The sequence below is a fragment of the Streptomyces sp. NBC_00102 genome (assembly GCF_026343115.1).
GTDB lineage: Bacteria > Actinomycetota > Actinomycetes > Streptomycetales > Streptomycetaceae > Streptomyces.
The window spans coordinates 1,761,066-1,780,370 of the sequence record NZ_JAPEMC010000001.1 but is presented as its reverse complement, the minus strand read 5'-3'; the positions used below and the strand labels follow the sequence as shown (position 1 = coordinate 1,780,370).

The window sequence follows — 19,305 nt, the reverse complement described above, 5'->3', positions numbered from 1 at the left end:
CGGAGTGCCTCCTCGGGACCCCGCTCATGTGAGCGCCTGAGTGGCGAGGAACGACGGCCCCGGTTCGCAGAGATGTGCGAGCCGGGGCCTTCTCCGTGACCGCTTCCTGACTCGTGGTGTGCATGGATGTGCGAAGGGTGGCGAGGGGGTGTCCGCATGGTGGCATCAGGGCCGCCTGGTCGACGTGATCCTCGCCACGCCTGAGGGTGGTTTGGCTCATATGAGCGGCGCGCGGGCGCCTCTTGAGCGACTCAACTTCTCAAATGACGGCACTGCGTGCCAGATGTGCAGACTTTGATCGATCGACCCGATCGTCACCAGGGGTGGCGATTCGTCCGTGTCCGGTGGCGCTGCGTCACCCTGTGTTCGAGAGGTGAACGCTGCGCCCGGCAAGGCGGCCGAGCCCCCTCACTTTCGATCTGCTGGCAGACGGGTGGTTGCGGTCGCACGATGGAGAAGTGGACGTACCGAGACACCTTTGATCTGGGTATGTTCCTGGCCGTCAGGGCACCCACCGCGTCCTCAAGGAGTCGAGACCCGTGTCGGGAAACAACGGTCCAAGGAAGTTCGTCTACGACTTCACCGAGGGCAACAAGGATCTGAAGGACCTGCTCGGTGGGAAAGGTGCGAACCTCGCCGAGATGACCAACCTCGGTCTGCCGGTCCCTCCCGGCTTCACCATCACCACCGAGGCGTGCAAGGTCTACCTCGACAGCGGTGTGGAACCCGCCGAACTCCGCGACGAGGTGAGCTCCCATCTCGCCGCCCTCGAAACGCGGATGGGCAAGACCCTCGGCCAGGCCGACGATCCGCTCCTCGTCTCGGTGCGCTCCGGCGCCAAATTCTCGATGCCCGGCATGATGGACACCGTCCTCAACATCGGCCTCTCCGACGCCTCCGTCGTCGGGCTCGCCGCGCAGGCCGGTGACGAGCGCTTCGCCTGGGACTCGTACCGCCGCCTCATCCAGATGTTCGGCAAGACCGTGCTCGGCGTCGGCGGCGACCTCTTCGAGGACGCGCTGGAGGACGCCAAGCGGGCCAAGAAGGTCGACGTCGACACCGACCTCGGCGCCGAGGACCTCAAGAAGCTCGTCAAGAACTTCAAGCGGATCGTGAAGACCGAGGCCGGTCGCGACTTCCCGCAGGACGCCCGGGAACAGATGGATCTGGCCATACACGCCGTCTTCCAGTCGTGGAACACCGACCGGGCCAAGCTCTACCGCCGCCAAGAGCGCATCCCCGGCGACCTCGGCACCGCCGTCAACATCTGCTCCATGGTCTTCGGCAACCTCGGCCCCGACTCGGGTACCGGCGTCGCCTTCACCCGCGACCCGGCCAGCGGCCACCAGGGCGTCTACGGCGACTACTTGCAGAACGCCCAGGGCGAGGACGTCGTCGCGGGCATCCGCAACACCGTCGCGCTCGCCGATCTCGCGTCCATCGACCGGAACTCGTACGACCGGCTGATGCAGATCATGGAGACGCTGGAGACCCACTACCGGGACCTCTGCGACATCGAGTTCACCATCGAACGCGGCCAGTTGTGGATGCTCCAGACCCGCGTCGGCAAGCGCACCGCCGGAGCCGCCTTCCGGATCGCCACCCAACTCGTCGACCAGGGACTCATCGACGAGGCCGAGGCGCTCCAGCGCGTCACCGGCGCCCAGCTCGCCCAGCTGATGTTCCCGCGCTTCGACGACACCGCGAAGACCAGGCTGCTCGGCCGGGGCATCGCCGCGTCCCCGGGCGCCGCCGTCGGCAAGGCCGTCTTCGACTCGTACACCGCGATCAAGTGGTCCCGCTCCGGCGAGAAGGTCATCCTGATCCGCCGCGAGACCAACCCCGACGACCTGGACGGCATGATCGCCGCCGAGGGCATCCTGACCTCGCGCGGCGGCAAGACCTCGCACGCCGCCGTCGTCGCCCGGGGCATGGGCAAGACCTGCGTCTGCGGCGCCGAGGAGATCGAGGTCGACACCAAGCGCCGCCGGCTCACCGTGGGCGACACCGTGGTGGAGGAGGGCGACCTCGTCTCCGTCGACGGCTCGACCGGCAAGGTCTACCTCGGCGAGGTACCCGTCGTGCCGTCCCCGGTCGTCGAGTACTTCGAGGGCCGGATGCACGCGGGCGCCGACGACGCCGACGAACTCGTGGGCGCCGTGCACCGGATCATGGCGTACGCCGACCGGATGCGCCGGCTGCGGGTACGGGCCAACGCCGACAACGCCGAGGACGCCCTGCGCGCCCGCCGCTTCGGCGCCCAGGGCATCGGCCTCTGCCGCACCGAGCACATGTTCCTCGGCGAGCGCCGCGTCCTCGTGGAGAAGCTGGTCCTCGCCGACACGGACGCCGAACGCGAGGCCGCCCTTGCCGAGTTGCTGCCGCTCCAGAAGGCCGACTTCATCGAGCTGTTCGAGTCGATGGACGGACTGCCCGTCACCGTACGGCTGCTCGACCCGCCGCTCCACGAGTTCCTGCCCGACATCACCGAACTCTCGGTGCGCGTCGCGCTCGCCGAGTCCCGCAAGGACGCCAACGAGAACGACCTGCGGCTCCTCCAGGCCGTGCACAAGCTGCACGAGCAGAACCCGATGCTCGGCCTGCGCGGAGTCCGCCTCGGACTGGTCATCCCCGGCCTCTTCGCGATGCAGGTCCGCGCCATCGCCGAGGCGGCCGCCCACCGCAAGAACGCCAAGGGCGACCCGCGCGCCGAGATCATGATCCCGCTCGTCGGCACGGTCCAGGAGCTGGAGATCGTCCGCGAGGAGGCCGACCAGGTCATCGCCGAGGTCCAGGCCGCCACCGGCACCGACCTCAAGCTGACCATCGGCACCATGATCGAGCTGCCCCGCGCCGCACTGACCGCAGGTCAGATCGCCGAGGCCGCCCAGTTCTTCTCCTTCGGCACCAATGACCTCACCCAGACGGTCTGGGGCTTCTCCCGCGACGACGTGGAGGCCTCCTTCTTCACCGCCTACCTGGAGAAGGGCATCTTCGGGGTCTCCCCCTTCGAGACCATCGACCAGGACGGGGTCGGCGCCCTGGTGCGCAGCGCCGTCGCGGCCGGCCGCGCCACCCGCCCCGACCTCAAGCTCGGCGTCTGCGGCGAGCACGGCGGCGACCCGGAGTCGGTGCACTTCTTCCACGAGGTGGGCCTCGACTACGTGTCCTGCTCACCGTTCCGCATCCCGGTCGCCCGGCTGGAGGCGGGACGGGCGGCCGCCGCGCCGAAGGACAGCGACACCCGCTGACGAGCCTTTTCGCGGCCTCCGGGCCATCGACTTCCGGAACCGCCACCACCGGGCCACCCCGACCCTCGCCCCGGCCCGGGCGGCGCTTCCGGAACCCGAGCGGCGGCACCCTGTGCGGGGGTGCCGCCGCTCTTCCACGTCCGGGCGCGGCCCTGTCCGGGGTGCCGTCGCCCTTCCATGTACGGGCGCGGCCCTGTCCGGGGTGCCGTCGCCCTTCCACGTACGGGCGCGGTGACCCGTGCGCGCGGCGTCGCGGTCAGGCAGTGGTGAAGAGCAGCGCCGCGTTCTGGCCGCCGAAGCCGAAGGAGTTGGACGCGGCGGCGGAGAGCGCGACCGGGCGCGGGGCCCCGGTGACCACGTCCAGTTCCAGGCCCTCGTCCTGGCGGGAGAGGTTGGCGGTCGGCGGGACGAGCTGCTTCTCCAGGGTGAGGACCGTCAGGGCCGCCTCCACGGCGCCCGCCGCGCCCAGCGAGTGACCGAGGACGCCCTTGGGGGCGGTGACGGGCGGGGGCGTGCCGTCGAAGACCCGGAGCAGGGCCCTCGCCTCTGCGGTGTCCCCGGCCTGGGTGGACGTGCCGTGCGCGTTGACGTGACCGACGTCCGAGGGGGCGCAGCCGGCGTCGGCGAGGGCGGCCCGCAGGGCGCTCTCGGCGCCCCGGCCCTCCGGGTGCGGGGCGACGGGGTGGTGGGCGTCGCTGGTCGAGCCGAAGCCGCGCAGCAGCGCCCGGGTGCGCGCGCCCCGGGCCGGCGCGCGGTCGGGGTGTTCCAGGACGAGGACGGCGGCCCCCTCGGAGAGGACGAACCCGTCGCGGTCCGTGTCGAACGGGCGGGACGCCACCTCGGGCCCGCCCCGGGAGAGGGCCCGCATCTGGGTGAAGCAGGTGGCGGCCATCCGGGAACGCCCGGACTCGGCGCCCCCGGCCAGCACGATGTCGCAGGCGCCTGAGGCGATCAGGCCCCGGGCGACACCGAGCGCGGTGGCCCCGGAGGCGCAGGCGCTGGTGACGGTGAAGTTGGGTCCGCGTACACCGAGATCGAGCGCGACCTCGGCGGCGGCCATGCTGGCCACGCTGCGGGGCAGTGCCAGGGGCGAGACCAGGTGCTGCCGGTCCTCGCCGAGCAGCGTGAACTCGCGTACGTACGTCTCCATGCTGTTGCAGCTGACGCCGAGGACGACACCGATCCGGTCGGCGTCCCAGGTGGCCGGGGAGAGCTCGGCGTCCGCCACGGCCTGGCGGGCGGCCGCCAGGGCGAGCTGGCAGAAACGGTCCAGCCGACGGGCCAGGCGGCGCCCGAGGGCGGCGTCCGGGTCGAAGTCGACGGGGCAGGAGATGTCGACGGGCAGGCCCGCCAGTACGGGATCGGGCCGGGCGAGGCTCTTGCCCGCGCACACGCCGTCCCAGGTGGCGGCGGTGTTCGGGCCGGCCGGGGTGATCATGCCGATGCCGGTGACGGCGGCCTCAACCGGCATGGTGCGTCCCCTCGGAGGCGGAGGCGGTGGTGGAGGCGGGGGCGGGTGCGGGGGCGGTGGTGGAGGCGTGCCGGCGTACCGCGGGAACGGGGCCGGGCGGGGACGGTGACGGTGGTGTGGTCGTGCGGGGGAGGGTCATCGGGAGGCTCTCGCGGTGGTGGTGAGCAGGCGGACGTGGTGGGGGAGCGCGATACCGGCCATCGGCGCGGGGTCCTGCGCCGCGCCGGGGACGGGGTCGCCGGTCTCCGGGACGTCCGCGAGGCGCAGGGAGGGGAACCGGCTGAGCAGGGCGGGGAGGAACTCGCCCAGCTGGAGGCGGGCGAGGGCCGCGCCCAGGCAGTAGTGGACACCGACCCCGAAGGTCAGATGGGCGGTTGCGGCGGCCCGGGAGTCGCGGTTGGCCGCCGGGATCACCACGATCAGCCGCTGCTGGGCGGCGACGGGCACCCCCGCCAGCACGCAGCCGCGGGTCGCGACGCGTCCGACGACCGCGGCGGCCGGCCGGTTGCGCAGCACCTCCTCCACGGCCGCCCCCATCTCCTCGGGCCGCCGGCGCAGCGCGGCCGTCAGCTCGGGGCTGCTCAGCACGGCGTACGCCGCACTGGTCAGCGAGGACTGGACGGTCATGAAGCCGGTGACGAACAACTGGGCGGTGTGCACCACGATGTCGTCGATCCCCACCCCGTCCGCCCGGGCGGCGGCCACCCACCGGGAGAGGAAGTCCGTGCCGGGGCACCGCTCCCGCTCCTGGACGACCCGCAGGAAGTACGCGACCAGCGCGGCGTCCGCCGCGTCCGCGTCGTCCAGGTCGGCCTCCGAGGGGAAGAGTTCGGCGGCGGCCGTCCAGCGGGCGGTCAGTCCCGCGAGCATCGGGGCGTCCTCGTCGGGCAGCGTGAGGACCTTGCACATGACCCGGGAGGGCAGCGGCCGGCTGATGTGTTCGGTCAGGTCGGCGGTGCCGTGGGCGGCGAGCGCGGCCCCCAGCTCGTTCAGGCCGCTGTGGACCAGGCCGGTCACCACGGGCCGCAGCTCGGCGAGCGCGGTGCGGTGGAAACCCTGGGCCAGGTGGGCCCGGAGCGCGGTGTGGCGGGGCGGATTGGCGTTGGGCAGGGAGGCCGCGTAGCTGACCACGCTGCGGTGGTGGCGCCAGCCGCCGGCGTGCGCGTCGCGCCAGGCGGTGTCCGGGAGGACGAACCCCGGATCGCGCAGCACGTGGCGGCACTCCTGGAAGCCGGTGACGACGGCGGCGTTCAGGGCGGGGACGGGGATCACCGGGCCGAGCTCCCGCAGCCGGTCGAACACCGGGTACGGGTCGGCCTCGGTGCGCAGCCGGCGGAGCAGGCGCATCACCTGGGCCTGGGGCCCTGCGGCTTCGGGCTCGGTGACGGAAGGGGCGGCGGGGTAGGGCGTCGGGGCGGTGGGGAGGACGGCGCTCATGGGCTTCGGTGCTTCCAGTGGTTCACGGGGAGCGGCGGGTGCGCCGCGCCGTTCGGTGCTTTCACGGGTGCGGCGGTTCGCCGTTCGTGCGGTCCGGGGATACGCGGGTGGGTGCGGGGACGGCGGGGTGCGGGTGCGGGTGCGGGTGCGGGTGCGGGGCGGCGGGCGGTTCGGTACGGGGGTGCGTTAGGGGCGGGTACGGGGTGCGTGCGGGGCGGGGGCGCGGGGTGTGCGCACGGCGCGTGGGCGCGGGTGCCGGGCGGGGCCGGGCGCGGGTCAGGAGGCCATCAGCGCCAGGGCGCTGTTCTGGCCGCCCAGGGCGGTGGAGACGCACAGCGCGGCGCGGGCCACGCCGGGGCGGGGGACCTTGGTGACGAGATCGATCCCCCCGGCGAACGCCGGGTCGGGTTCGGTGAGGTTCGCGGTCGGCGGGATGGCCCGCCGGGCCAGGGTGAGCACGCTGAGGACGGCCTCGATGCCTCCCGAACCCGCGCCGGCGTGGCCGAGGGCGGCCTTGGTGGCGGTGACCGGCGGGCGGTGCGGCAGCAGCCGGGCCAGCCAGGAGGCCTCGGCCGCGTCGTTGGAGGGGGTCGCCGCACCGTGGGCGTTGACGTGCTCCACGTCCTCCGGCCGCCAGCCGGCGTCGGCGAGCGCGGCGCGTACCGCCCGCTCGGCGCCCCGGCCCTCGGGGTGGACGGCGGCGATGTGGTGGGCGTCGCCCGCGGCCCCGTAACCGGCCGTCCAGGCCAGTACCGGTGCGCGGCGGGCCCGGGCGTGCGTGGCGCGCTCCAGCACCAGGATTCCGGCGCCCTCGGCGACCACGAAGCCGTCCCGGCCGGCACCGAAGGGGCGGGCCGCGGCGCGCGGGTCGCAGGAGCGGGTGGACAGGATGCCCAGCTGGTCGAAGGCCGTCACGGTGAGGGGGTGGCGGAGGCACTCGGAACCGCCGGCCACCGCGATGTCCAGGGCGCCGGAGCGCAGCAGGTCGCGGGCGACGCCGATCGCGGTCAGCCCGGAGGCGCAGCCCGCCGAGGTCGCGAAGTTCGGTCCGGCCGCGCCGAGATCGAGGGCGACCTCGGCCGCGCTCGCACTGGGCAGGCTGCGGGGCAGCGCCGTCGGCGGGACGGTTTCGGGGCGGCCGGCGGCGAGCTTGCCGCAGATGTCGATGAGGCCGTCGACGCTGGAGCCGCCCGTACCGATGACCACCCCGACGCGGACCGGGTCCCAGTCCCGTCCGTCGAGCCCTGCCATGGCCACGGCCTCGCGGGCGGCGACCAGGCTGAGCTGGGTGTTCCGGTCCGTCCGGCGGGCGAGCCGCCGTCCGAGCAGCGCGTCGGCGTCGAAGTCCGGCACGCGGCAGGAGATGTCCACCCGCAGTCCGGCCAGCAGCGGGTCACGGGTGGCCGTGGACACTCCGGCGAGGGCTGCCCGCCAGCCGGCCTCCACACCGATTCCGCCGGGCGTGACCAGGCCGAGGCCCGTCACGACGACACCGGCTTTCACGACTGAGCGGGCGCGACGGGCAGAGCCTGGCCGAACGAGGTCGCGGGAGCCGTGGCCGGGGCCGTGGGGCGTTCCTGGCCGGGCGCGGAGGCCGGGGCCGCGGGGCGGTCCGGGGCGGAGGAGGGCGCGGAAGCGGCTCCCGGGGGGAGCGCCCGGTCGAACGCCTCCGCCATCTGCCCCAGGGTGCTGTCGGGGTTCACCTCCACGTCCTCCAGGCGTACCCCGGTGGCCTCGGTGATGATCACCGCCAGCTCCGCCAGGGAGAGGGAGTCCAGCTCCAGTTGACGGGCCGTCGCGTCGGGCCGCACCTGTTCCTCGTCCAGCCCGAACTCCTCGACCAGCAGTCTGGTCAGCGTCTCGTACATCGTGCCGTCCTCCATGAAGTTGTTTCTTGCGCAAACACAGTCGCCAACGACGCCAAGCCCTCCTGGTCACCCCGAAACACCGATTCGCCAGGGTTGACACGCGAGAGTCCCCGCATACGGCCGTGTGGCGGGGGGTGGCGCGAACGGGGGTGGGGTGGCGCGGCGACCTGGGAGGCGACGATCCGGCGCCGTGCCCGGCGGTGTCCCCGGCGCGCCCGGGGCGGCGCTCCGCGGGCCGGTCGCGTTGTCAGTGGGCGCACGTATGTTCAGTCGTGTTCCGCTTCCGCCGTCGCGACGCGGTGGCCCCCCCTGTGCGCGGAAACCCCCTCGGGTCGCAAGGCCCCTCGAACACGCAGGAGATGACGTGTCGTCAGATGTGGAGAGGTCGAGCACGGCGCGGGTGATCCCGCCCGCCCGGCCGCGCAAGCTCGCCAAGGTCCCGTTCGTGGAACTCGCCGACGGCAGGTTGCAGGGCGTGGTCTCCAGCGGGTCGGACATCGAGCGCGTCTACGTCTCGTCCGTCGAGACGCGGACCTTCGCCTACGCCTGCAGCACCAACAACAACCGCCCCTGCGGCGGGGCGCGGGGCGGCTTCTGCAACCACATACGCGCCCTGGTCAACGAGTCGGTCCTCCAGTACGGCGCCGAGCGCGTGGCCCGCTATCTGAAGGCCGAGCCCGCCGACGGAGAGCCGAGCGCCCAGGGCATCACGGCCACCATGACGGCGGGCCGCCCCGGACCGGCGGACGCCAGGGCCGCCGCGCCCGTCTTCAGCCGGTTCCTCCACCACCTCGCCTACCTCGAACTCACGCCGACCAGGCTGCCGTTGCCCGAGATGCAGTGGTTCCCGCCGACCCGTTCGCCGCTCGGGGCGGTGGCGGCCTGATGCGCGCCGACCTGCTCGCCCAGGAGATCGACGGGCTCGACGAGGCGCTGGCCGCCGTCGACGCCTTCGACCGAGTCCTCGTGACCGGCCTGCTCCGGCCGGCCCCCGCCCAGGCCGCCGCGCTGGCGGAGTTCGCGGACGCCCTCACCGGCAGCCCGCTCGCCGCCCGGGTCGCCGAGGCGGCCGGGAAGGCCGCCACCGGGGCCGCGGGGGAGGAGCACTTCACCGCCCTCGCCGCGGGCCGTGCCGCGCTGCTCGGCGCCGCCCACGACGCGCTGACCGCCCGGGCCCAGGAGGCGGCGGGCCGCGCCCCGGCCGCGCCGGCCGCCCCCGCCGCCGTCGCCGTCGCCGGGACCCCGGCGAACCTGCTGGTCGCCGCCCGCTCCTGGCTCTGCGACCTGGCCCGCTGCGGCTGGCGCGGCATCGACCACGAGGTGGTCCAGGGAGCGGCCCGGATCGTCTCCGCGATGCTCGACGACCCCGAACTGCGCCGCCTGGCCGCCCTCCTGGACGGCTTCGCCGCCGAACTCGCCGCATCCTGCCCGGGAGCCGGCCTGGAACGGGTACCGGTCCGGCGCTGGGCCGACCTCTGGGCGCGGGCGATGCTGCTCACCCTGCCCGGTGCGATCGTCGCCCCGCGGACCGTCCCGGCCACCGGCCGGCTGCTGCCGCTCGGGGTGGACGTGCAGGAGCACGCCACCGCCGTACAGGCCCAGGTGCACGCGGTGTTCGAACCCGCGGACGGCTCCACGCCGTTCCTGGTGCGGGCGTCGGTGTCGGCGCCCAAGCCCGACTCGGTCGTCGGCGCCGGACTCTGGCAACTGCTCCGCCCCCACCTCTCGCTGCTGGCAGCGGTGGGCGAGGGGCGCGCGGCCGAACTGACCGGCATGCCCCTCACCGCGGCGGGCGACCTGATCTGGAGCGCCGGGCACGCCCGCACGGGCGAGCCCGCCGACTCCTTCGCCACCGCCAGGGTCGCCCTGCCCACCGCGACCGGCCGGGCGACCGCCCCGCTGGACCGTCACCCCACGGCCGTCGCCGTGCCCATCTTCGTCGACGGCTACGCGGCGGCGGCCGGGGAGGACGGCTCGGTGACGTTCGCCTTCGCCGGGCACACCCTCGGCGTCGACGTGGACCGGATTCCGGCCGCCGGACCGCTCACCCCGGAGGCCGTCCTCGCTTCGGGGGCCTGCGTCGGACTGCTCCGCTGGGACGCGGGGGAGTTCCGCCTCCAGCCGCTCGCCGTGGAGACCACCGTGCGGAAGAAAGCGGTGGCGGTGCACGCCGGAGCCTGGGCCGGAGGCACCACGGACAAGGCCGGGATCAGGGCCGAGAAGGCCGCCACCGACGCGGCGGCCGTACTGCGCGAACGCGCCGGAAGGCTGCTGCGGAAATGACCGGACGGACGGACGACATCGGACAGCGCGAAGCCACGGGGGACCCTGACGTGCAGGGAGCCCCGGACGGTGTGCCCGCAGACATGGCCGCCCCGGACGGTGTGCCCGGCGCGGAATCCCAGGACAACCGACGCCAGGTCCTCTACTGGCGGCTCCTCGCCCGGCTCTTCGACCCCGAGGAGCAGCCGGCGCTGGAGTCGGCGAGCCTCGCCGTGGTCGAGGACATCGGCCTGCCGCCCGCCCTGCTGGACCCGCAGGCCTCGGTCGACTCGGTCGTGCAGCGCCACCCGGGACTGGCCGCCGAGTTCGACGGGCTGCTCGCCGCGGACGCCGGAGCCGGTACGGACCCCGACGCGGACGACGCGCCGGACGCTTCCGGCCGGGACCGGGCCGCCGAGGTGCGGCGTGCCGCGCTGGTCTCGAAGGTGCTGCTGAACGTCTTCGCGACGGGCCGGGGAGCGGTCACCGCCGGGCAGCTGTCGCGGTGGCAGGCCGACGCGGGCTGGCTGGAGCGGGCGCTCGGCTGCGAGCCAGGCGCCCTGCGCGGCGGACGCCCCGCCGGAGGCACCGGCGTGAGCCCCACCGGATCGGGCGGCGGTACGTCCCCCGACCTCAGCCGGCTGATTCCGGCGATCGGCCCCGAACTCGGCGCCCTCGAAGCGGATCTCGTCCGGCGCATGCGGCTGCGCGAGGTGCTCGCCGACCCGAAGCTCGCCGCCCGGCTCACCCCGAGCATGTCGCTGATCGAACAGCTGCTGCGCGACAAGAACAACCTGGACGGTGTCGCCCTGGCCAACGCCAAGGCGCTGATCCGGAGGTTCGTGGACGAGGTCGCCGAGGTGCTGCGTACCCAGGTGGAGAAGGCGACCGTCGGGCCGCTGGACCGCTCGGTCCCGCCGAAGCGGGTCTTCCGCAACCTCGACGTCGACCGCACGATCTGGAAGAACCTCACCAACTGGAGCCCCGAGGAGGAGCGGCTCTACGTCGACCGCCTCTACTACCGCCACACCACGCGCAAGACCACGCCCCAGCGGCTGATCGTGGTGGTCGACCAGTCGGGTTCCATGGTCGACTCGATGGTCAACTGCACCATCCTGGCCTCCATCTTCGCCGGACTGCCCAAGGTCGACGTCCACCTCGTCGCGTACGACACCAAGGCCCTCGACCTCACCCCCTGGGTGCACGACCCCTTCGAGACACTGCTCCGCACCCAGCTCGGCGGCGGCACCGACGGCACGGTCGCCATGGCACTGGCCCAGCCGAAGGTCGCGGAGCCCCGCAACACCGTCGTGGTGTGGATCTCCGACTTCTACGAATGGCGGTGCGAGCCGCTCTTCGAGTCCATGGCCGCCCTCCACCGCTCGGGCGTCAAGTTCATCCCGGTGGGCTCCGTGACCAGCGCGGGACGCGGCAGCGTCAACCCGTGGTTCCGCGAACGTTTCAAGGACCTCGGGACGCCCGTCCTCTCCGGCCACATACGCAAGCTCGTCCACGAGCTGAAGAACTTCCTCACCTGAGCACGCGCTTCCCGCCCGGCTCCCTCCCGATCCCCGAAAGGCCCGACATGTCCGACCTGCTGCGCGCCCCCGCCGAGATCAAGTACGCCGAGGAGCTGGACTGGCTGGAATCGGTGGACGACGGCCCCAAGCCGTTCTCCTGGCGCCTGTCGCCGAAGATGGTCCGCCTGTTCATCCTGGGCTCCGAACGTGCCGACGGCATCGACCGCGAGATCGCCCAGAAGTGGTTCGGCGACCGCAGTTTCGTGGAGCGTTCCATCGTCACCCTCGCCTCCGACCGCGGGCTGCTGCTGATCGGTGACCCGGGTACCGGCAAGAGCTGGCTGGCCGAGCTGCTGTCCGCCGCCATCAGCCGCAACTCCACGCTGGTGGTGCAGGGTACGGCCGGCACCACCGAGGATCACATCAAGTACTCCTGGAACGTCTCCATGGTGATAGCCAAGGGCCAGTCCCGGGAGTCGATGATCCCCTCGCCGATCATGACCGCGATGGAGACCGGCACCATCGGCCGCTTCGAGGAACTCACCCGCTCCACCAGCGACGTCCAGGACGCGCTGATCTCCATCCTCTCGGAGAAGTACGTCTCCGTCCCCGAACTGGAGAGCGGCGGCGACGGCGACAACATCGTCTTCGCCAAGCCCGGATTCTCGGTCATCGCCACCGCCAACAGCCGCGACCGGGGCGTCAACGACCTCTCGTCCGCGCTCAAGCGCCGCTTCAACTTCGTCCGCATCCCGGTGGTGACGAACAAGAAGAGCGAGGCCGAGATCGTCCGCTTCCGCACCGAGGAACTCCTGCGCCGCCACCGGATCGAGCTGGACGTGCCGCCGACGCTGCTGGACGTGCTGCTGCAGAGCTTCGCCGACCTGCGCGCCACCGCCGCGGCGGCGGGCAGCGACGACGAGAAGCTGGAGTCCGCGCTCTCCAGCGCCGAGCAGATCGGCGTGCTGGAGGACGCCATCCTGCACAGCAACTTCTTCGGGGAGCGGGAACTCACCGCCCGTACCCTCGCCTCCTCGCTCGTGGGATCGCTGGTCCGGCGGGAGCCCGAGGACCTAGCCATCCTCAACAAGTACCTGCACGGGGTCGTGGAGCCGCGCGGCAAGGAGGAGGGCGGCGCCTGGCCCGAGTTCCTGGAGGGCGGCCGGGACGCGATCGCCACCCTCTCGTGACGCGAGCGACCGGAGTTCCGGAGGCGGGCGAGGTGACCAGGATGTACGGGACGAGGGAGGGGAACACCGTGCCGGAGACGGCGGCCGGGCAGCGGGGGAACGCCGGTTTCGACGCGCTGCGGGGCCAGTTGAAGGAGGCCGCCACGGCCTTCGCGGACGGGCCGGACGCCCTGGAGGGCATCCTCCTCGGGCTCGTCGACGACGTGGACCGCGCGGTGCGCGAGCCGCTGGAGATCTTCCCGGTCTGTCACCACTCGCCCGCCTCGGCGACCGCGATGGCGCGCCGGCTGCGCGAGAAGCAGCCGAAGGTCGTCTACCTGGAGCTGTGCGAGGACATGGCGCCGCTCCTCACCGAGCTGCGCAACTGCCGGCTCCCGGTGGCGGTGCAGGCCTTCGCGAGCGAGGTCGAGGGCTTCCCCGCCGCATGGGCCCCGCTCTCGGTGGTCGCGCCGATCACGGAGGCGTCCGCCGAGTACCAGGCCATCGCCTACGCGCTGGACACCCCGGGCGTCGAACTCGTCCTCGTGGACCGGTCGTCGGACCACGTCTTCCAGTGGCAGACGCGCGACGAGGAGGACGGGAGCGAGGACATGTCCCCGGCGCCCGCCGCCGCTTCCGCCGCTTCCCCCGCTTCCCCCGACGAGGAGGCCGCGCTGCACGGTGACGCGGTCGGCGTGGAGATCGGCGACCTGCGCCCGCGCTTCGCCGAACTGGAGGAGCACCTGCTGCACCACGGGCGGGTGCGGCACTGGTCGGAATGGTGGCACCAGTACGTCGAACTCCCGCTCGGCGACGCCGACCACGACACGTACCGGCAGGTCATGCTGCTGATCGGCAGCCTGTTCCGGCGCCTCGCGCCCGAGGACGCGCGGCGTACGCGCGTGGACGAGGACCGCGAGCGGTACATGTGGACCCGGATGCGGGCGCACCTGGCCGAGACCGGCACCGACCCCGCCGACTGCATCTACGTCTGCGGCGCGTTCCACGCGGCCAGCCGGGTCGCCGAGTTCGGTGTCGCGGGCGCCGACGGCTTCGGGATCAGCCCGCCGAGCGCCAGCGTCTGGAGCTACGGCCTGATCCCCTCCAGCCACACGGCCATCGAGGCGCAGTTCGGCCTCGCCCCGGGGTCGGTGTCGATCGCCGCGACCCAGTGGACGAAGAACCTCAAGCGCACCCGGGTGAAGCCCTACCGCCTGGCCGGCCAGGCGGGCGCGAAGAAGGCCGCGCAAGCCGCGAAGCGATCCGCGCAAGCCGCCCCCAAGGCTCCCGCACCCGCCGCGGCGCCGGACACGGCCCCCGACCGGCTCTCCGGATTCCTGCGGTTGCCGCCCGTACTCGACGGCCTGGACGAGGCCGAACTCCTCGGCTGGTCCGTGGAGATCGTGCGCGCCGCCCGCCGCAACGGTTACCTCGCCTCCACCGCCGACGCCATCGCCGTCTTCGAGACCTCGATCCTGCTGGCCGGGATGCGCGACCGGGCCCGCCCCACCCCGTACGACTTCCAGGACGCGGCCGTCACCTGCATCGAGAAGGACGCCGTCCCCGGGCGCCGGGACGTGCGCCGGCTCGTGGAGATCATGATGGGCGGCGACCGGATCGGCCGGGTCGGGTACGACTCGCTGCCGCCGCTCGCCCGCGACGTCCACGACCGGCTGGCCCCGCTGGGACTCGACCTCCAGCAGCGCGGGGTGCGCCGGGCCCTGCTCGACATGGCCTCCCGACCCGAGCTGGAGCGCTGCTCCGACGTGCTCTGGATGCTGCGCCGGCTGATGCCCCAGGACACCGCCCGGCCCATCATGGGCGAGCGGCGGCTCGGCGAGCGCTCCATCCAGGAGTCCTGGGACCTCGCCCTCGGCACCAACCAACGCGCCCTGATCGAGCTGGGGTACGAGGGCGTCACCATCGAACAGGTCCTGGAACAGCGGCTGCGGAAGGCCGCGTACGACCCGCGGGCGACCGCCGCGATCGTGCTCGGGGCGGTGGAGGACGCCACGCTCCACCTGCGCGGCGGCCGCCTCGCCGCCGAACTCGGCGCCCGCGCCCTGGAGGTGCTCACCGGCGAGCGCGGCGTGGACGGCGCCCCCGAGGTGCTGAGCCGGATACGCCGGCTGCTGGCGTACTACCGCACCAGTGAACCGGTGCTGCCGCCGTGGATCGAGTCCTTCGTCAAGGCCGGTTACGCGCACTACTGCACCCTGCTGCCGACCGCGTTCCACGACGAGGACGCCACCGGCCGCCAGGTCGCCGCCACGCTCGGCTTCCTCTTCTCCATGGAGGGGCTGGCGCTCTCGCTCGGCTGCGACCGGACCCAGCTGGAGCTGGCCCTCGCCCAGGCGCACCCCGAGGATCCCGCCCGGGTGGCCCTGCTGTGGGCGGCCCGTACCCACCTCGGACAGCTCTCCCGGGAGGAACTGCGCGAACGCTGCGACGGGCTGCTCGGCAACCCCCTGGTGGTGCCCGCCTATCCGCGCTACCTCAGCGGATTCCTGCACGCCCTGGAGCCGGTGCCGCAACTCGCCGACTTCGTGGTGGAGGCCGTGTCGAACGCCTTCGCGCGCCTGCCGGACCGGGTGCTGCTGCCCTGGCTGCCGACGCTCATCACCACCCTGCGGGCCGAGGGCGCCGACCTCGCCCCGCTGCTGATCCGGGAGGCCGGACGGATCTTTCCCGGCCGGCTGGACGCGCTGGACACTTTCGTACCGCCGTGGCGCGAGTCGCCGGACCCGGCGGCGGGGGCGCCCCGGCGCCCCGGAGCCGGTACCGGCGCGCGTACCGGTGCCGCCCTGCTCGCCGCGCACCCGGAGAGCTGCGACGCGGTCGCCGCGCTGCTCGGCTGCGACGGTACGTGGACGGTGGCGGACCCCGCCCCGGCGGGCGCCGCGCTCCTCGCCCGTCACCCGGAGCCGGCCGGTGCGCTGGAGGCGCTGCTCGTGGGGGCGTGACACGGCCGGAGCGGCCCGCGGTACCTCAGGGGCGCGGGCCGCTCAGTCCTCCTGGACGTGGACGACGGGCTCGTGGGTGACGGGGAAGTTCACCGAGCGGGCGATGAAGCAGAGCGCGGGGACGTCGCCGTGCAGGGCGCGGGCCTTCTCCACCATGTTCCAGCGGGAAGGGTTGCCGCGGAACGCCGGATCGGACGAGGCCGCGATCCCGTCCTTGCCGTCGGCGAGGATCTCGTGGTCGCGGCTGAAGGACGCGTAACCGTCCGTGCCCGAACCGAGGTTGCCCGTCCACTCGACCGAGACGTCGTAGGTGTGCGTAGTCGTCATGGCCCGAGCGTAGAGCGTGTCCGGCGGATCCTGACCGGGTCCGCGACGCCCCGCGTCGGGGGAAGCACGCGGCGCCGCATTGCGGCAGCATGAACATTTTTCCGGGAGGTTGACGAAAAAATTCCGGCCTCCTCATGCTGGGGGCCATGCACTCCCACAGAGGTCCCCTCGCGCAGCTGAGGCGGGGTCACGAAGAGCGCGTGCTCGGCCTGCTGCGCCGGCACGGGCAGTTGAGCCGCGCCGAGCTGGGGCGGCTCTCGGGGCTCTCGCGCACCACGCTGTACGACATCGTGGCGACCCTCGTCGCGGGCGGCGCGGTGGTCCCGGGCGCGGCCGACCCCGGGCCGCGCAAACGCGGCCGGCCCGTCGAGCACCTGACCCTGGACCCGGCCGCCGGGCAGGCGCTCGGCATCGACTTCGCACGCCGCTCGGTCCATGTGGCCGCCGCCAACGTCGCGCACGAAATGATCGGTTCGGCCAGCCTCCCGCACCCGCCGGACCTCCCCTGGGAGGGCCGCGTCGACCTCGCCGAGAAGCTGGTCGCCTCGCTGGCCGGAGGAGCGCTGCGACTCTCCGCCCTCGGCACCACCGGGGCGGTCGGCGTGGGCGTCGTCGGGCCGGTGCGCCGTACGGAGACGGAGGCCGGGACCGAGGCCGGACGCACGACGCACGGCCACGGGATCACCCGGCCCGGCGGCGGCCACGGGGGCGCGCTCTCCGACCTCGTGGAGCTGCTGACCAGCCGCTTCGGCGCCCCCGTGCTCATCGACAACAACACCCGCCTCGCCGCCCTCGCGGAGGCCACCTGGGGCGCCGCCGCCGGCAGCCCCGACGTGCTCTACCTGCGGCTCTCGCACGGTGTCGGCGGCGGCCTCGTCGTCAACGGCGCCCTGCACCGGGGCGTCGACGGGCTCGCCGGCGAACTCGGCCACATCACCGCCGACCCGGCGGGCGGCCCCTGCGAATGCGGCGGCACCGGATGCCTGGAGACCGTCGCATCCGTCGGAGCCGTACTCGCCGCGTACCGCGAACGGGGCGGCGACGCCACGGACTTCGCCGCCTTCCTCGCCGCGCTGGAGGCCGGCGACCAGACCGCCCAGGAGGTGCTGCGCACGGCGGGGACCTTCGTCGGGACCGTACTCGCCTCCGTCGTGGGCGCCCTCGGTCCCGGCACGATCGTGCTCGGCGGTGAACTCGCCGAGGCGGGGGAGGCCCTGCTCGGCCCGGTCGCCGAGGCGCTCGACGCCCACGTCCTGCCGCTCGCCCGGGACCGCGTGACGCTGCGCCCCGCCGCGCTCGGCGAAGCGGGCGGCGCGCACGGCGGCGTCGCCCTGGCCCTGCACGAATCGCCGCTGCTCGCCCGCTACCCGGGCCCGGCACTCCCCGAGGACGACGCATGACATCCCCCTCCCGGCCCCTGGTCAAGGAAGCCCCCGCCCCCGAGACCCCCGCGTCCGCCCCGCCCGGCGACGGCCGGACGGCCCGGACCGGCAGGCGCTCCCCGCGGGCCCTGCTCTCCTCGCTCGGGCTCAACCTGATCGCGCTCGCCGTGGGACTCGGCGTCTGGGCGCTGCTGAACCCGCTCGGTTACGACGTGCTGCCCGGCCCCGGCGCGGTCGTCTCCCGGGCGGGCGACATGATCGCCGACGGCACCCTCGCCGACGACGCCCTCGCCAGCGTGCGCCGGGTGCTGACCGGCTTCGCGCTGGGCACCCTGGCCGCCGTACCGGTCGGGTTCCTGATGGGCTGGTACCCGGTGGCCCGGGGCCTGCTGGAGCCGTACGTCCAGTTCTTCCGCACCGTCCCGCCGCTGGCCCTGATCCCGCTGACCATCGTGCTGATGGGTATCGGCGAGACGCCCAAGATCTTCGTGATCTTCCTCGCCGCCTTCCTCTCCAGCGTGCTGGCCGCCTTCCAGGGCGTCGTCGGGGTCGACCGCACCCTGATCGACGCGGCACGGGTGCTCGGCGCGAAGGACGGGACGATCTTCCTCAAGGTCGTCGTCCCCGCGTCCGCGCCGTTCATCCTCGTCGGCATGCGGATCGGCCTCGGCTCGGCCTGGGGAACCCTGGTCGCCGCCGAACTCATCGCCGCCCCCGAGGGCCTGGGCTTCCGCATGCAGCAGGCCCAGCTCTACTACGACCTCCCCACCATCTTCGTCGGGCTGATCTCCATCGGAGTGCTCGGCCTGCTGATGGACCGGCTGCTCCTCGTCGCCGAACGACGCCTCACCCACTGGCAGGAAACCCGATGAACGCCAAGATCTCCTTCCGTGGGGTCTCCCGGACCTACCCCGTCAAGAACACGGTCTTCACCGCGCTCGACGACGTGTCGCTGGACATCGGCGACGAGGAGTTCGTCACCGTCGTCGGCCCCTCCGGCTGCGGGAAGTCCACCCTGCTGAACCTCGCCGCCGGACTCGCCGAACCCACCTCCGGCACCGTCCTGGTCGACGGGAAGCCGGTCACCGGCCCCGGCCCCGAACGTGGCGTGATCTTCCAGCAGTACGCCCTCTTCCCCTGGCTGACCGTGCGCGGCAACGTCGAGTTCGGGCTCAAGCTCGCCTCCGTACCGGCGGCCGAGCGCAAGGCCCGGGCCCAGCGGGCCATCGAACTCGTCGGCCTCGGCGACTTCGCGGACGCCCTGCCCAAGACGCTCTCCGGCGGCATGAAGCAGCGCTGCGCCATCGCCCGCGCCTACGCCGTCGACCCGCAAGTCCTGCTGATGGACGAGCCGTTCGGCGCGCTGGACGCGCTGACCCGGGTACAGCTCCAGGACCAGCTGCTGGACACCTGGAGCCGCGACCGGCGGACCGTCCTCTTCATCACGCACGACGTGGACGAGGCCGTGTACCTGGCCGGACGCGTCATCGTGATGGCCGCCCGGCCGGGCCGAGTCCACCGGGTCATCGACGTCGACCTGCCCTACCCGCGCACCGAAGCGGTCCGGCTCTCACCGGAGTTCGCCGACATCCGCAACGCCGTCTGGCAGGCCGTCTACCACCAGCCCGCAGCGGCCTGACCGGTCTGCCGCACCT

Annotated in this window: 15 protein-coding genes; 9 read left to right on the top strand and 6 right to left on the bottom strand. The window is 73.4% G+C overall.

Features of this window, described 5'->3' with window-relative positions; translation table 11 throughout:
- Positions 1–539: 539 nt before the first annotated feature.
- Entirely contained in the window at positions 540–3,251 is a 2,712-nt protein-coding gene (gene ppdK, locus OHA55_RS07890; protein ID WP_266704125.1) for a pyruvate, phosphate dikinase, read from the top strand.
- A 256-nt stretch (positions 3,252–3,507) separates the two neighbouring features.
- Here ppdK and OHA55_RS07885 read toward each other — a convergent pair whose 3' ends face one another.
- From OHA55_RS07885 to OHA55_RS07865, 5 genes are all read right to left on the bottom strand, one after another.
- Complete coding sequence (locus tag OHA55_RS07885; protein ID WP_266704123.1) at positions 3,508–4,722, bottom strand: beta-ketoacyl synthase; 1,215 nt, start codon at positions 4,720–4,722, stop codon at positions 3,508–3,510.
- Positions 4,712–4,861, bottom strand: coding sequence for a hypothetical protein (locus tag OHA55_RS07880; protein ID WP_266704121.1), 150 nt, complete (start codon positions 4,859–4,861; stop codon positions 4,712–4,714). Before OHA55_RS07880 ends, OHA55_RS07885 begins: the two co-directional genes overlap by 11 nt.
- Complete coding sequence (locus OHA55_RS07875) at positions 4,858–6,159, bottom strand: cytochrome P450 (RefSeq protein ID WP_266704119.1); 1,302 nt, start codon at positions 6,157–6,159, stop codon at positions 4,858–4,860. The genes OHA55_RS07880 and OHA55_RS07875 overlap by 4 nt, the downstream gene beginning before the upstream one ends.
- A gap of 276 nt (positions 6,160–6,435) precedes the next feature.
- On the bottom strand, positions 6,436–7,644 hold the full coding sequence (locus OHA55_RS07870; protein WP_266704117.1) for a beta-ketoacyl synthase: 1,209 nt from the start codon (positions 7,642–7,644) through the stop codon (positions 6,436–6,438).
- 14 nt (positions 7,645–7,658) lie between these two features.
- Positions 7,659–8,042: an acyl carrier protein gene (locus tag OHA55_RS07865; protein ID WP_266704115.1), complete on the bottom strand. Its 384-nt coding sequence runs from the start codon at positions 8,040–8,042 to the stop codon at positions 7,659–7,661.
- A gap of 349 nt (positions 8,043–8,391) precedes the next feature.
- On the opposite strand from OHA55_RS07865, the gene OHA55_RS07860 reads away from it, so the two are divergent.
- The 5 genes from OHA55_RS07860 to OHA55_RS07840 all read left to right on the top strand — a co-directional run bounded on the left by OHA55_RS07860 (position 8,392) and on the right by OHA55_RS07840 (position 15,941).
- Positions 8,392–8,913, top strand: a complete 522-nt coding sequence (locus OHA55_RS07860; RefSeq protein ID WP_266704113.1) for a hypothetical protein — start codon at positions 8,392–8,394, stop codon at positions 8,911–8,913.
- A complete protein-coding gene (locus tag OHA55_RS07855) occupies positions 8,913–10,310 on the top strand; it encodes a hypothetical protein (protein ID WP_266704111.1) in 1,398 nt (465 codons plus the stop codon). Before OHA55_RS07860 ends, OHA55_RS07855 begins: the two co-directional genes overlap by 1 nt.
- A gap of 83 nt (positions 10,311–10,393) precedes the next feature.
- Positions 10,394–11,827, top strand: coding sequence for a VWA domain-containing protein (locus OHA55_RS07850; protein WP_266710471.1), 1,434 nt, complete (start codon positions 10,394–10,396; stop codon positions 11,825–11,827).
- Between the two features lie 47 nt (positions 11,828–11,874).
- Entirely contained in the window at positions 11,875–12,999 is a 1,125-nt protein-coding gene (locus tag OHA55_RS07845; protein WP_266704109.1) for an AAA family ATPase, read from the top strand.
- 41 nt (positions 13,000–13,040) lie between these two features.
- A complete protein-coding gene (locus OHA55_RS07840) occupies positions 13,041–15,941 on the top strand; it encodes a DUF5682 family protein (RefSeq protein ID WP_266704108.1) in 2,901 nt (966 codons plus the stop codon).
- A 42-nt stretch (positions 15,942–15,983) separates the two neighbouring features.
- Here OHA55_RS07840 and OHA55_RS07835 read toward each other — a convergent pair whose 3' ends face one another.
- A complete protein-coding gene (locus OHA55_RS07835; RefSeq protein ID WP_266704106.1) occupies positions 15,984–16,268 on the bottom strand; it encodes an OsmC family protein in 285 nt (94 codons plus the stop codon).
- A gap of 134 nt (positions 16,269–16,402) precedes the next feature.
- Here OHA55_RS07835 and OHA55_RS07830 point away from each other — a divergent pair, with 134 nt between their 5' ends.
- From OHA55_RS07830 to OHA55_RS07820, 3 genes are read left to right on the top strand one after another with little or no spacing between them, the layout of a single operon-like run.
- Entirely contained in the window at positions 16,403–17,668 is a 1,266-nt protein-coding gene (locus OHA55_RS07830) for an ROK family protein (RefSeq protein WP_266704104.1), read from the top strand.
- A complete protein-coding gene (locus OHA55_RS07825) occupies positions 17,665–18,522 on the top strand; it encodes an ABC transporter permease (RefSeq protein ID WP_266704102.1) in 858 nt (285 codons plus the stop codon). Before OHA55_RS07830 ends, OHA55_RS07825 begins: the two co-directional genes overlap by 4 nt.
- Entirely contained in the window at positions 18,519–19,289 is a 771-nt protein-coding gene (locus tag OHA55_RS07820) for an ABC transporter ATP-binding protein (protein ID WP_266704100.1), read from the top strand. Before OHA55_RS07825 ends, OHA55_RS07820 begins: the two co-directional genes overlap by 4 nt.
- Positions 19,290–19,305: the final 16 nt, after the last annotated feature.